The organism is Kocuria sp. SL71 (genome assembly GCF_026672465.1).
In the GTDB taxonomy this organism is placed as follows: domain Bacteria; phylum Actinomycetota; class Actinomycetes; order Actinomycetales; family Micrococcaceae; genus Kocuria; species Kocuria palustris.
Genome location: NZ_JAPPRE010000001.1, coordinates 442,642 through 455,459, shown reverse-complemented (window position 1 = coordinate 455,459; position 12,818 = coordinate 442,642). Strand labels below are relative to the sequence as shown.

The window sequence follows — 12,818 nt, the reverse complement described above, 5'->3', positions numbered from 1 at the left end:
GCGCGGGCCCGGCAGTCGGTCCGTCCAGCTTAGAGGCAGGCGGACCCGCGACCCGGTAGGCCGCCCCTGTGCGGGAGGCGGATCACACGCGGCGCGAGCTCACCAGCGCGCGGAAGCTGCGCTCGCGCAGCCGCCGCGGGATGAACCGGTAGCCGCCGCGCACCACCACGTTGCGCGCCAGCTCGAGCCGGCCCACGTGACCCAGGCCGAAGAGCCGGGACTGCAGCTGCATCTCGGCGGCGAAGACCCGGAGGCCGCCACGGCGGGTGTAGGCGCCGTCGGAGACGCGGTAGCCCACGAGCGGCTGCGCGACGTTGCGGACCCGGGCCCCGGCGCGCATCATCCGCACCCACAGCCAGTAGTCCTCGGCCAGAGGCAGCTCCTGGTAGCCGCCGACGGCCTCGACCGCGCCGCGGCGGAAGACGGCTGCGGGATGGGATATGGGATTGCGCAGCCTGGAGATCCGCGCGATGCGCGCCGGATCCGTGGGCGCCTGGCGCAGGGCCAGGACCTCCTCCCGATCCCCGATCTCGTTCATGGACGCCCCCACCAGGTCGGCGCCGTCGCGGATCAGGGGCAGCTGCTCCTCGAAGCGCTGCGGGTAGGAGATGTCGTCGGCGTCCGCGCGGGCGATGATCTCGTGCGTGCACAGCCGCAGCCCGTGGCGCAGCACGGCCGTCAGCCCTCGGTTCTCGGGCAGGTCGGCGCGCACCACGTCGATCGGCGGCTCGGCCGAGCGCAGCTGCTCGGTGATCTCCTCGAGCGCTGCGGCCATCTCGGGGGCCACGGGGCCGTCGCGCACGATCACGACCTGGCTCGGGCGCACGGTCTGCTCGAGGGTGGAGGAGGCCACCGCACGGCGGAAGCGCTCCGGGGTGTCCCCGGCGTAGACCGGCAGGAGCACGGAGAACTCGGGCAGGGCCTGCTCGGAGGCGGGCTCCTCCGACTGCGACTGCGCTCCCTCGAGCCGCCACACGCCGTCCAGGACCTCGGCATTGCTGCGGGGGGCGCTCAGGGAGTCCCGAACGCCTGCGGCCAACCGCCGCAGGACCTGTCCGCGCTCCTGCGATCCGCGCAGGGTCCGCAGCCACAGCCGCGCGGTCGCCCCGCCGTAGAGCACCTTCTCCCACGGGGCCAGCGAGGTCGAGCGGGTGAAGACCCACAGCTTGTTGCGGACGTCGTAGTAGAAGCGCGGGCCCGGATCCGAGTCCGTGGTCACCGGCCGGGCCGTGTGATGCACGACCTGGGAGGCCGGCACCTGGAGGGCATCGCTCCATCGAGCCAGCCGTGTGGAGAACTCGAAGTCGTCGTTCCAGATGAAGAAGTCGGCGATGGGCGCAGCGGTCGCGCGCACGGCATCGCCGTCGAGCAGCAGCGCGACGAACGAGCCCGAGCGGATCGTGCGGGCGCCCACGGCCTCGGCCCGCCGACGGCGCCCGGCACCGGCTCCGATGCGCTCGATCATCGAGTTCATGGGGTGCTCGGTGCCGTCGGTCCACAGCACGCGGCTGGCTACGAAGGCGGGACGGCGGCCGCCGCGGGGGTCGTAGGCCCGCCAGGCGCCCACGGCCGCGGACAGCGCCTGCGGAAGGGGCTCGGTGTCGTCGTCCATGACCCAGATCAGGTCCGCGCCGTGGTGATGGGCCGCTCGATCGATCCCCACGGCGAAGCCTCCGGCTCCCCCGACGTTGCGCGGCAGGCGGATCAGGTCCACGTCGATCTCGCTGCGGCGGGCGAAGTCCTCCACGACGCTCACGGAGTCGTCGTCCGAGGCGTTGTCCACGACCACGATGGTCTCCGGTGAGCGTTCGCCGGAGGCCAGGCCCTGCAGCGTGGTCGTCAGCAGGCGAGCTCGATTGAAGCTCACGACGACGGCGACCACCACGGGCTCGCTCGCAGAGACGGGCACAGCTTCAGCTCCAGACGGGAATCGAGGATTCGGGTCCGAGGACCGGTGCGCGGGGCTCGGGGGCTGCGCAGCCTGTCTCGGGTTCCGGAACATTAGCACCGGTGCCTTCGCCCGTTCTGTGATCCTCCAGGAGCCTGCCTGAGGCTCCCCTGGACGGTTCCTGCATCCACTTGCCGGATCCGCGGCCTCTGTACGATGAGCAGCGATGGACCGCGGCGCCGCGGTCCACGGGTCTGCAGACAGGAGAGTTCTCATGACGGCGAGGAACTGGCGGGTCGTGGGTGCGACCGGCTTCGCAGGATCGGCGATCACCGCCCGACTGCATGCCGAAGGCCACACCGTCCAGGCCGTCTCCGCTCCGCGGCTCTCCAGCAGCGCGCGCACCGTCCACCACCTGATGGGTCGCGCCCGGGACCTGGAATCCGTCATCGACTACCTGGCCGACTCGTTCGCCGGTGCAGATGTGGTCGTCAACGCCGCGGGACTCGCCCGCCCCGATGGCACCGATCAGGACGCCCTGGTGGGCGCCAACGCCCTCCTGCCGCTGCTGATCCTCGCCGCGGCCGAGCGCACGAGCGTCACCCGCGTGATCCACCTGTCCACCGCGGCGGTCCAGGGCAGCACGCCGTGCCTCGACGAGACCACGCAGACGGATCCCTTCTCCCCCTACTCGTTCTCCAAGGCCCTGGCCGAGCGCGCCCTGCTGCGCGTGCTGGACCGCGAGGCCGATACCCGCGAGGGCCTGCCCGAGCTCGTGCTGCTGCGCGCGACCTCCGTCCAGGGCCGAGGACGCTCGACCACCCAGCGCCTGGCCAGGTTCGCCGCGACCCCGCTGAGCTCCGTGGCCGGCGACGGCACCGCGCACACCCCGGTGACCTCCTCGGAGGCCCTGGCGGAGCTCGTGGCCAGTCTCGGCACCTTCAAGGGCGAGCTGCCCCGGATCGTGCTGCAGCCGTGGGAGGGGGCCACGACCGCCTCGATCCTGCGCGATGCCGGCCGTCGGGAGCCTCTGCACCTGCCCACCGTCCTGTGCCGGGCGGCAGTGCGCCTGGGCTATCTGATCTCCTCGGCCGCCGGGTCCCGCTGGCATGGCCCGCTGCGCCGGATCGAGGTCACGTGGTTCGGCCAGCAGCAGGTGCCCGGCTGGGTCCAGGAGCACGACATGCTCCCCGCCCCCGCCATCACGCCCGTGCTGCGCGCCGTGCACACGGCCCAGGGTCGCTGAGCCCCGGCACGCATCCGGCACCTGCGCCGCTGGGCGCTCGCCGCTGAGCGCGGAAGGGCCCGTCGGGCTGAGGATCGGCTCCTCTGCCCGACGGGCCCTTCGCGCTGCAGTCCCTGTGCCTCAGCGCTGCTGGTCCACCCCGGCCTGCGGCAGGGAGGCCTCCGCCTGGTCCTCCGGCACGGCGCGGGCCACGAGCGCGCTGGCCTGCGCCACCCCGAGCGGGCGAGTGCTCTCGGGATCCCTGCGCTGCGGACGGGTGCGGTTCTGGTCGGGTGCACCGTGCCTCCCGCCTCCTCCGCCGGCAGCCACGACGGCGGCTGCGGCCGAGACCCCTGTGGCGGCGCTGGCCCCTGCGAAGTCCTCGGGCCCAGGTGCCGCGGAATCCTGCTCGGCGCGAGCCTGCTCCACGATCCCGATCTCCGGGTCGGCGACGGTGCTGCCGCCCGAGCCCTCGGGTCTGCCCTGCGGCCCGGACGGCTCATCGGCTCCGGCGGGGTCCTGATCGGGACCGGTCTGCTCGCCGGAGGCATCCTGGCTGCGCTGACCGGGGCCCTGCACCGACGACTCGTCGGCGGCTTCCCCGTCCGCGGAGGAGACGGCGTCGGGCTGCGCCGTCTCCTCCTCGGCATCGCTCGGGGCGCTGCTGCCGTCGCGGGCGATCACCGAGGGGACGACCTCGCGCAGGCGGGTCAGGGAGATGCGGCCGTCGCGCACGACGACCGGAACGCCGCCGGTGCAGTCGACGATCGTGGAGGCCACGGGCTGTGCGTCGGCCGTGCCCTCCCCAGCGGGGTCCATGCCCTCGGTGCGCGGGCCGTCCTCCAGGTAGACGCGCACCGAGTCGCCGAGCATCTCGCGGGCCTGCTCGGCGGTCACGGCGGCTGTCATGCCGGTGCGGTTGGCCGAGGACACGGCCAGCGGCCCGGTCTCCTGCAGCAGCTGCTGGGCCACGGGATCGTCGGGCACGCGCAGCGCGACCGTGCCGCGGGTCTCGCCCAGATCCCACTGCAGGGACGCCTGCGCGTGGCAGATGAGCGTCAGTCCGCCGGGCCAGAAGGCTCCGGCCAGGGCGCGGGCCTCCTCCGACACGGAGTCCGCGAGCCCGTCGAGCACGCCGCTGTGGGCGATGAGCACGGGCGGGGGCATGGTGCGATCGCGGCCCTTGGCCTCGAGCAGGCGCTGCACGGCCTCGGCCGAGAACGCGTTGGCCGCGATGCCGTAGACGGTGTCGGTGGGCATCACGACGACCTGGTGGCGGGCCAGCTCGCGGCGGGCGGCATCGACAGCGGCGCCGCGCGAGCGCTCGTCCTTGATGCGGAAGAACTCCGCGGGCACAGGCGCCTCCGCCTGCTCCTCGGCCTCCTGCTCGGGCTCGACGTTCTCGGGGGCCTCCTCCAGGGACTGCTCGGCGTCCTCGGCCGGGATGGCGTCCCGGGGCTGCGCTGCGAGGTCGTCGGGGTTCTGGGGGCGATCGCTGGAAGTGTCGTTCACGCCGTTCATTGTTGCACTCCGCCGCCCCTGTCCACCCCCGACGGCCCCTGCGGTCCCGATCACGCGAGGACCCCGCTGGTGGCCCTGGGCCGACCCGTCAGGTCCTGATGCAGCTGCACCTGCTCGAATCCCGAGCTGCGCATCTGCTCCTGCATGTCCTCAGCCTGCGACTCGGCGTGCTCGAGCACGCACCAGCCGGCGGGGCGCAGGAGCTGGGCCGCCGCGGCGATGATCCGACGCGGCATCTCCATCCCGTCGTCTCCACCGCCCCACAGCGCTGCCGCGGGATCGTGCTCGAGCACCTCCGGCTGGGTGATGGGCTCGCGGGCCGGAACATAGGGGGGATTGCTCACCACGGCCGCGCAGCGCCCCCGCAGATCCTCGGGAGCATGCGTGGCGTCGCCCCCGCGCAGGTCCACCCGGGTGCCCTCGAGATTGCGCCGTGCCCAGTGCAGGGCCTGCGGGTCGAGCTCGATCGCGTGCACCCGGGCGTGGGGCACCTCGTCGGCGACGGCGGCGGCGATCGCCCCCGAGCCGGTGCACAGGTCGACGACTACCGGGCGCGCCTCCCCGTCCGCCTGGTCCTCGCGCAGGCGCTCGACGAGCAGCTCGACGAGCAGCTCGGTCTCCGGGCGCGGGATGAAGACCCCCGGCCCCACCTGGATCGCCAGGCGGCGGAAGGGGGCCGTGCCCACGATGTGCTGCAGCGGCTCGCGGGCCGCGCGCCTCTCGACCAGCTCGTCGAGGCCCTCGGGCGCGTCCGCGCCGATGATGGCGCGCGCGGCGACCTCTCCGCGCTGCAGTCCCAGCAGGTGCCCGGCCAGCTGCACGGCATCGGCCTCCGCAGCGGGCACCCCCGCGCGCTCGAGCCGTGCCGTGGCCCGGCGCAGCGCCTGGGCGAGGGTCTCGGCCATCAGCCGAGGCCCTGGGCGCCGGCGCCCTGGCCGATCTGCTGGAGCCGGTGCTGCTCGTCCAGCTCGATCGCGGATTCGATCACGGGCCCGAGCGCTCCGTCCAGGACGGCGTCGAGGTTGTAGGCCTTGTAGCCGGTGCGGTGATCGGCGATGCGGTTCTCGGGGAAGTTGTACGTGCGCACCCGCTCGGAGCGGTCCATCGTGCGCACCTGGCTGCGCCGGGCCTGGGAGGCCTCGGCGTCGAGCTGCTCCTGCTGGTGGGCCAGGATGCGCGCGCGCAGCACGCGCATGGCCGCCTCCTTGTTCTGCAGCTGGGACTTCTCGTTCTGCATGGCCACGACGATCCCCGTGGGCAGATGGGTGATCCGCACCGCCGAGTCGGTCGTGTTCACGGACTGCCCGCCGGGGCCCGAGGAGCGGTAGACGTCGATCTTCAGGTCGTTCTGGGTGATCTCGACCTCCTCCGGGGCATCGACCTCGGGGAAGGCCAGCACGCCGGCGGCGGAGGTGTGGATCCTGCCCTGCGACTCGGTGGCCGGGACCCGCTGGACGCGGTGCACGCCGCCCTCGTACTTGAGCTTGGCCCACACGCCCTCGGCCGGGTCCTGGGAGCGTCCCTTGACCGCGATCTGGACGTCCTTGTGCCCGCCCAGGTCCGCGGGGGTGTCGCTGAGGACCTCGGTCTTCCAGCCCTGGGACTCCGCGAAGCGCAGGTACATGCGCAGCAGATCGCCGGCGAACAGCGCGGCCTCCGCACCGCCCTCCCCCGCCTTGATCTCCAGGATGGCGTCACGGGCGTCGTCCGGGTCCCGCGGGATCAGCAGCCGGCGCAGCCGCTCGCGGGCCGGGTCGATCCGGCCCTGCAGCTGCTCGGCCTCCGCGGCGAATTCGGGGGCCTCAGGTGCCAGCTCGCGGGCCGCCTCCAGGTCCTCGCGCAGGGCCTGCAGGTCCCGATGGGCGCCCACCACCCGGTCCAGCTCCGCATAGCGGCGATTGAGCCGACGGGCCAGCAGCTGGTCGGCATGCACGGACGGATCCGCAAGGCGCTTTTGCAGCTGCTCGTGCTCCTGGAGGATCGCCTCCAAGGGCCCGGTACCCTCACGGGCTTCGATCTCGGTCACGGGTTCGCGCTCTCCTGAGGGGCTGCGGGCCGGGCGACGGCGGTCGCCGGGCGGGGATGGCATGCGACCGGTCGACGGACGCAGGACGACTCAACCCCGAGGACCGCTCGTCGAGCGGACCCCGGGGCTGGTCGCGAGGGACCTCAGCGGTCGTCGTCCGCCTTGACGTTCAGCGTGGTCTTCTGGACCTGCATGAGGAACTCGGCGTTCGACTGGGTGTCGCGCAGCTTGGAGGTCAGCAGCTCGAGGGCCTGCTGCTGATCCAGGCTCGAGAGCACTCGACGCAGCTTCCACATGATCTTCAGCTCATCGGCGCCCATGAGGTTCTCCTCGCGACGGGTGCCCGAGGAGTTGACGTCCACGGCGGGGAAGATGCGCTTGTCCGCCAGCTGACGGGACAGGCGCAGCTCCATGTTTCCGGTGCCCTTGAACTCCTCGAAGATGACCTCGTCCATCTTGGACCCGGTCTCCACCAGCGCGGTGGCGAGGATGGTCAGTGAGCCGCCGTTCTCGATGTTGCGCGCGGCGCCGAAGAAGCGCTTGGGCGGGTACAGCGCCGCCGAGTCCACGCCGCCGGAGAGGATGCGCCCGGAGGCCGGAGCCGACAGGTTGTACGCACGGCCCAGGCGGGTCATGGAATCCAGCAGCACCACCACGTCCATGCCCAGCTCCACGAGGCGCTTGGCGCGCTCGATGGCCAGCTCGGCCACGGTGGTGTGGTCGTCCGCGGGACGGTCGAAGGTCGAGGCGATGACCTCGCCCTTCACCGTGCGCTGCATGTCTGTGACCTCCTCGGGGCGCTCGTCCACGAGCACCATCATGAGGTGGACCTCGGGGTTGTTCGTGGTGATCGCGTTGGCGATCGACTGCAGCATCAGCGTCTTGCCCGCCTTGGGCGGGGAGACGATCAGGCCGCGCTGGCCCTTGCCGATCGGCGAGACCAGATCGACCACTCGCGGGCCGACCTTCTTGGGCTCGGTCTCCAGGCGCAGGCGCTCCTGCGGGTAGAGCGGCACGAGCTTGGAGAACTCGGTGCGATCGCCCTGATCCTCCGGCTTCTTGCCGTTGACGCTGGTCAGCTGCACCAGGGCGTTGAACTTCTGGCGCTGGCCGCGCTGGTTCTCCTCGCCCTCGCGCGGGGCGCGGATGGCGCCGACGACGGCGTCGCCCTTGCGCAGGTTGTTCTTCTTGACCTGGGCCAGCGAGACGTAGACGTCGTTCGGGCCGGGCAGGTAGCCGGAGGTCCGCACGAAGGCGTAGTTGTCCAGCACATCCAGGATGCCGGCCACGGGCAGCAGGACGTCGTCCTCGGTCAGCTCCGTGTCATCGACCTCGGGGCCGTTGCCGCCGCGGTTGCGACGGTTGTTCCGGCGCTCGTTGCGGTCGTTGCGATCATTGCGGCCGCGGTTGCGACGGCTGCGGCGCGAGCCGCCATCGTCGTCGCCGTTCTGGTCGCTGCCGCCCTGGCGCTTGGACTGCTGCTTGCCGCCCTGGCTGTTCTGGCCCTTGCCGCCGTCGTTCTGGCTGTTCTGGCCCTTGCCGCCCTGCTGGCCGCCGTCGTTCTGGCCGCCCTGGCCCTTGCCGCGGCCCCTGCCGCGGCCGCCGCCGTCGTTCTGGCCGTTGTGACGGCGCCCGCCCTCGTCCGAGGACTCGGAGTCGTCGTGGCCGCCGCCGTGACCGCCGCTGCTCTGGCCGGCGCTGTTCTGAGCGCCCTGATCGTCCGAGTCGGATTGACGCCCCCGGCCGCGTCGCTGGGAGCGGGAGGGGCGCCCGCCCTCGGAGCGCTGCTGGGAGTCATCGCCCGACGGGGTGTCCTGCCCGGACTCCGAGCCGGACTGGCTCTCGCGGTCCTGGCCCTGTTGCTCGCCCTGCGAGCCTTCGGAGCCCGAGGAGCGGCGGCCGCGGCCGGTGCGTGCGGAGACCTTCGGCAGATCGCCCGCCTCGGGCTCCACCTCCGGCTCCCCCGCCTGGGCCGAGGAGGCGTCATCGCCCTGGGCCTTGGCGGCGGCGCGCTGCGCGGTCTTCTCGATCTTCTCGGCCACCTCGACATCGCGCTCGGCGACGGCGCCGCCGCGCTGATGCGCTTGGATGGCGTCGACCAGCAGCGACTTGCGCATGCGGCGAGCCCCGGTGATGCCCAGCTGCGCGGCGAGGGCCTGCAGCTGAGCCAGCTTGAGGCCCGAGAGGCCGGTGCCCTGGTTCTGCTCGGAGTTCTGATCCGTACCTGAGGTCAGGTCGGTGGATTCGGTCACGAAGGTTTCCTTCTCCCTCGGTGGAAGGCCTCGGCACTCAGACGCCGGACCTCTTGTGCATGGTGGCGGGCCGCTAGCTGCGGGCCTGATCGCGCTGCAGATGGCGACGATCTCGCCGACGGAGCCCCCATCCGATGAGATGCCCGCCCGACGGCATGCACGCAGGCCGTGCCGAGGGCGATATCGCGATGGAGACTGGACGAGCCTTCCTGCCGGAGCAGGCGGGGCTTGCGTCGGGTCGGGCGGAGACTACGAGCACCCCCGGCGGACCTCGGTCTGCTGGAGCGGGCTCGAACGCCCGTGCGCATCCTAGATGCTGTATGGATGCTCGCTCACCTTAGCACCCTGCTGAGGCACGGACAGGCGCAGAACACGCCAGGTGACGTGCTCGCTGCCCGGGCCCTGGTGCGCGGCGAGCTCGCCGATGGCCTTCTCCGCGGCATCAGCGGAAGGCGCGGAATCGGAGAGCACCAGAACGGTGGGTCCGGCTCCCGAGATCAGCGCGGCGTGCCCCTGCTCCCGCAGCGCGGCCACCAGGGCCGCGCTGGGCTCCATGGCCGGTGCGCGGAAGGGCTGGTGCAGGCTGTCGGCGGTGGCGGGCATCAGGTGCTCGGGGCGATGCGACATGGCGTCGATCAGCAGGGCGCAGCGCCCGGCGTTGCGGGCCGCCTCGCGGTGGTCGACCGTCTGGGGCAGCAGCGAGCGCGCCAGCGCCGTGGAGACCTCGTAGTTGGGGATCGCCACGATCTGAACGATCTCCGGCAGCACGTCCACGGGGGCCGTCCGCCAGGCCCCGGGCTCGCCCCACGAGATCGTCAGGCCGCCGTAGAGGGCCGGAGCCACGTTGTCCGGATGACCCTCCATGCCGGCGCAGACCTGGAAGACGGCGTCCTCGTCGAGGCGCTGCTGCTCGGCGAGCAGGGCGTTGCCGGCCACCACTCCCGCCACCGCGCAGGCGGCCGAGGAGCCCATGCCGCGGCCGTGGGGGACGCGGTTGCGCGCCACGATCCGCATGCCGGGCTGGTCCTGAAGGCCTGCCGCGCGCCAGGCGGCGCGGACGGCGCGCACCAGGAGGTGGTCCTCCGTGCGGGGCACGGACTCGGAGCCCTCCCCCTGCAGCTCGAACTCCAGGCCCGATTCCAGGACGGTGAGCTCGATCTCGTCGCGGTGCTCCAGGGCCAGGCCCAGGGTGTCGAAGCCGGGGCCCACGTTGCCGGTCGAGGCCGGGACGCTCACGGCCACGGAGCGCCCCGGGACCAGGACCTCGCGCCAGTCGCGACGCGCCACGGGGCTCACTCGAGGCCCAGAGCGGAGGCGACGGACACGACGTCGAAGTCCACGCGCACCGGCTCGGCGGCATGCGGGTCCTCGGCCTCAGCGCCCTTCACGGCCCACTGCGGGTCCTTGAGACCGTGGCCCGTCACCGTGATGACGATCCGCGCACCGGCAGGGACCTGGCCCTGCTCGTGCTTCTTGATCAGGCCCGCCACGCCGGCGGCGGAGCCGGGCTCCACGAACACGCCGTCGCGCGAGGACAGGAAGCGCTGAGCGGCGATGATCTCGGTATCCGAGACGGCCTCGATCAGTCCTCCGGAGTCGTCGCGCGCGGCGATCGCGGTGTCCCACGAGGCGGGGTTGCCGATGCGGATCGCGGTGGCCACGGTGTCCGGGTCATCGATCGGATGCCCGGCCACCAGCGGCGCCGAGCCCTCGGCCTGGAAGCCCCACATGGTAGGGGTCTTCGTGGCCACGGCAGGCAGGACGTCGCCCTGGTCGTTGGTGAACTCGGCGGCGTACTCCTGGTAGCCCTTCCAGTACGCGGTGATGTTGCCCGCGTTGCCGACCGGCAGGATGTGCAGGTCCGGAGCATCGCCCAGGGCGTCGACGACCTCGAAGGCGCCGGTCTTCTGCCCCTGGATCCGGTACGGGTTCACGGAATTGACCAGGAAGACCGGGTAGGACTCAGAGAGCTTGCGCGCGACCTCGAGGCAGTTGTCGAAGTTGCCGTTGATCTGGATGATGTCGGCGCCGTGGGCAACGGCCTGGGCCATCTTGCCCATGGAGATCTTGCCCTCGGGCACCAGCACGGCGCAGCGCATGCCGGCCTGCTTGGCGTAGGCCGCGGCGGAGGCGGAGGTGTTGCCGGTCGAGGCGCACACGACCGCCTTGGCGCCTTCCTCCTTGGCCTTGGTGATGGCCATGGTCATGCCGCGGTCCTTGAAGGAGCCGGTGGGGTTCATGCCCTCGAACTTGACCCAGACCTCGCAGCCGGTCAGCTCGGACAGCGCGCGGGCGCGGATCAGAGGGGTGCCGCCCTCGCCCATCGAGACGACGGGGGTGGAATCGGTGACCGGAAGGCGGTCGCGGTACTCGTTGATGACGCCCTGCCACTGATGTGCCATTGCTGCTCCTCGCTTCGCTGCGGCTGCCTCGCCCGGTGGGCGGTGCCGCGGGGTTGTCACTGCGTTGTCGTGCCGGGGCCGCTGGGGCCCGTCGGACTCGCGGGTCCGCCGGCCCGTGCGGCTGCGGACGAATCCGTGCTCAGTCGTCGGCCTCGACCCGGATGAGCCCGGAGAGGTCGTAGACCACGTCCAGGCCGCGCACGGCCTCGACGGTGCGCACGAGGTCCGCGTTGCGGGCCCGGTGCGTCACGATGCGGATCTCGGCCAGGTCCTCCCCGGGGCGGCGGGGATCGTCGCGGACGTCGTCCTGGCGCATGGTCGAGACCGAGACGCCGTGCTCGGCGAACACCCCGGCCACCGCCGCGAGCACCCCGGTCTGATCGGGGCACAGCAGGGTCAGGGAGAAGCTGGTCTGGACGTCGTCGACGCCGGTGGCCGGCAGGCCCGCGTGCACGACCGGGCCGATGCCCGGTCCTCCGGCCACGACGCGGCGCAGGGCCGAGACCAGATCCCCGAGCACGGCAGAGGCGGTGGGCCCGCCGCCGGCACCGGGGCCGTAGAACATGAGCTCCTCGGCGCCGTCGGCCTCCACGAACACCGCGTTGTAACCGCCGTGGACGCTGGCCAGGGGGTGGGTGCGCGGGATCATGGTCGGCACCACGCGCAGGTTCACGCCCGAGGAGACCCGCTCGGCCACGCCGAGCAGCTTGATCACGAAGCCCGCGGAGCGCGCGGCCTCGACGTCCTCTGCGGTGATCCCGCGGATGCCCCGGCAGTAGACGTCGTCGATCGTGTACCACGAGTGGAAGGCCAGCCCGCCCAGGATCGCGACCTTGGCGGCGGCGTCATGGCCCTCCACATCAGCTGTGGGATCGGCCTCCGCGAAGCCCAGGCGCTGGGCCTCGGCCAGGGCGTCGTCGAACGAGGCCCCGGTGGTGTCCATCTGGTCGAGGATGTAGTTGGTCGTGCCGTTCATGATGCCGAGCACGCGGCGAATGCGGTCGCCGGACAGCGACTCGAGCACCGGGCGCACGATCGGGATGGCCCCGGCCACGGCGGCCTCGTAGTTCAGGGTGGTCCCGGAGGCCTCGGCCGCCTCGTGCAGCTCCTGTCCGTGCCGGGCCAGCAGCGCCTTGTTGCCGCTGACCACGGGCTTGCCCGCATTCAGCGCGCGCAGGATCCGGGTGCGGGCCGGTTCGATGCCGCCGGTCAGCTCGACGACCGCGTCGGCGGCGTCGATCAGCGACTCGGCGTCGGTGGTCAGCAGCTGCTGCGGCAGCTCGACGGTGCGCTGGGCGGAGGTGTCGCGCACGGCGATGCCGATCAGCTCGGGTCGGGCGCCGATGCGACGGGCCAGCTCCTCGGGCTGCTCGAGCAGGACGCGGGCCACCTCGGCGCCGACATTGCCGGCGCCGAGCAGGGCGATCCGGACGACGTCAGGACGGGTGTCGGGTGCGTGGGTCACGTGGAGGCTCCAGACGGGTGGGGTCGGGGCGTTCGGGTG

The 12,818-nt window shown here is 72.5% G+C and carries 9 protein-coding genes; 1 reads left to right on the top strand and 8 read right to left on the bottom strand.

The genetic code is table 11. The features are described from left to right. Window positions 1-82 precede the first annotated feature (82 nt). Window positions 83-1,909 carry a glycosyltransferase gene (locus OVA15_RS02145; protein WP_268142801.1) on the bottom strand — a complete coding sequence of 609 codons (1,827 nt, stop codon included), beginning with the start codon at window positions 1,907-1,909 and terminating at the stop codon, window positions 83-85. 253 nt (window positions 1,910-2,162) lie between these two features. Here OVA15_RS02145 and OVA15_RS02140 point away from each other — a divergent pair, with 253 nt between their 5' ends. Next, window positions 2,163-3,134: an NAD-dependent epimerase/dehydratase family protein gene (locus OVA15_RS02140; RefSeq protein ID WP_268142799.1), complete on the top strand. Its 972-nt coding sequence runs from the start codon at window positions 2,163-2,165 to the stop codon at window positions 3,132-3,134. A gap of 120 nt (window positions 3,135-3,254) precedes the next feature. On the opposite strand, the gene OVA15_RS02135 is transcribed toward OVA15_RS02140, so the two are convergent. From OVA15_RS02135 to OVA15_RS02105, 7 genes are all read right to left on the bottom strand, one after another. After that, on the bottom strand, window positions 3,255-4,625 hold the full coding sequence (locus tag OVA15_RS02135) for an L-threonylcarbamoyladenylate synthase (protein ID WP_268142797.1): 1,371 nt from the start codon (window positions 4,623-4,625) through the stop codon (window positions 3,255-3,257). Between the two features lie 59 nt (window positions 4,626-4,684). Next, entirely contained in the window at window positions 4,685-5,539 is an 855-nt protein-coding gene (gene prmC, locus OVA15_RS02130; RefSeq protein ID WP_268142795.1) for a peptide chain release factor N(5)-glutamine methyltransferase, read from the bottom strand. Further along, entirely contained in the window at window positions 5,539-6,660 is a 1,122-nt protein-coding gene (gene prfA / locus OVA15_RS02125; protein ID WP_268142793.1) for a peptide chain release factor 1, read from the bottom strand. Before prfA ends, prmC begins: the two co-directional genes overlap by 1 nt. Window positions 6,661-6,803: 143 nt before the next feature. After that, on the bottom strand, window positions 6,804-8,912 hold the full coding sequence (gene rho, locus OVA15_RS02120) for a transcription termination factor Rho (RefSeq protein ID WP_268142791.1): 2,109 nt from the start codon (window positions 8,910-8,912) through the stop codon (window positions 6,804-6,806). 309 nt (window positions 8,913-9,221) lie between these two features. Further along, window positions 9,222-10,199 (bottom strand): homoserine kinase, encoded by a 978-nt coding sequence (thrB, locus tag OVA15_RS02115; protein WP_268142789.1) that lies wholly within the window; start codon window positions 10,197-10,199, stop codon window positions 9,222-9,224. Between the two features lie 5 nt (window positions 10,200-10,204). Continuing rightward, on the bottom strand, window positions 10,205-11,314 hold the full coding sequence (gene thrC / locus OVA15_RS02110) for a threonine synthase (RefSeq protein ID WP_006215225.1): 1,110 nt from the start codon (window positions 11,312-11,314) through the stop codon (window positions 10,205-10,207). 139 nt (window positions 11,315-11,453) lie between these two features. Further along, the gene (locus OVA15_RS02105; protein ID WP_006215226.1) at window positions 11,454-12,779 is read right to left on the bottom strand and encodes a homoserine dehydrogenase; all 1,326 of its coding nucleotides are present in this window, start codon (window positions 12,777-12,779) and stop codon (window positions 11,454-11,456) included. Window positions 12,780-12,818 lie beyond the last annotated feature (39 nt).

What these genes read in the sequence shown, in the direction of transcription:
- OVA15_RS02140 (WP_268142799.1), top strand. Translation starts at nt 2,163, where the DNA reads ATGACGGCGAGGAACTGGCGGGTCGTGGGTGCGACCGGCTTCGCAGGA.
- thrC (WP_006215225.1), bottom strand. Translation starts at nt 11,314, where the DNA reads ATGGCACATCAGTGGCAGGGCGTCATCAACGAGTACCGCGACCGCCTT.
- prmC (WP_268142795.1), bottom strand. Translation starts at nt 5,539, where the DNA reads ATGGCCGAGACCCTCGCCCAGGCGCTGCGCCGGGCCACGGCACGGCTC.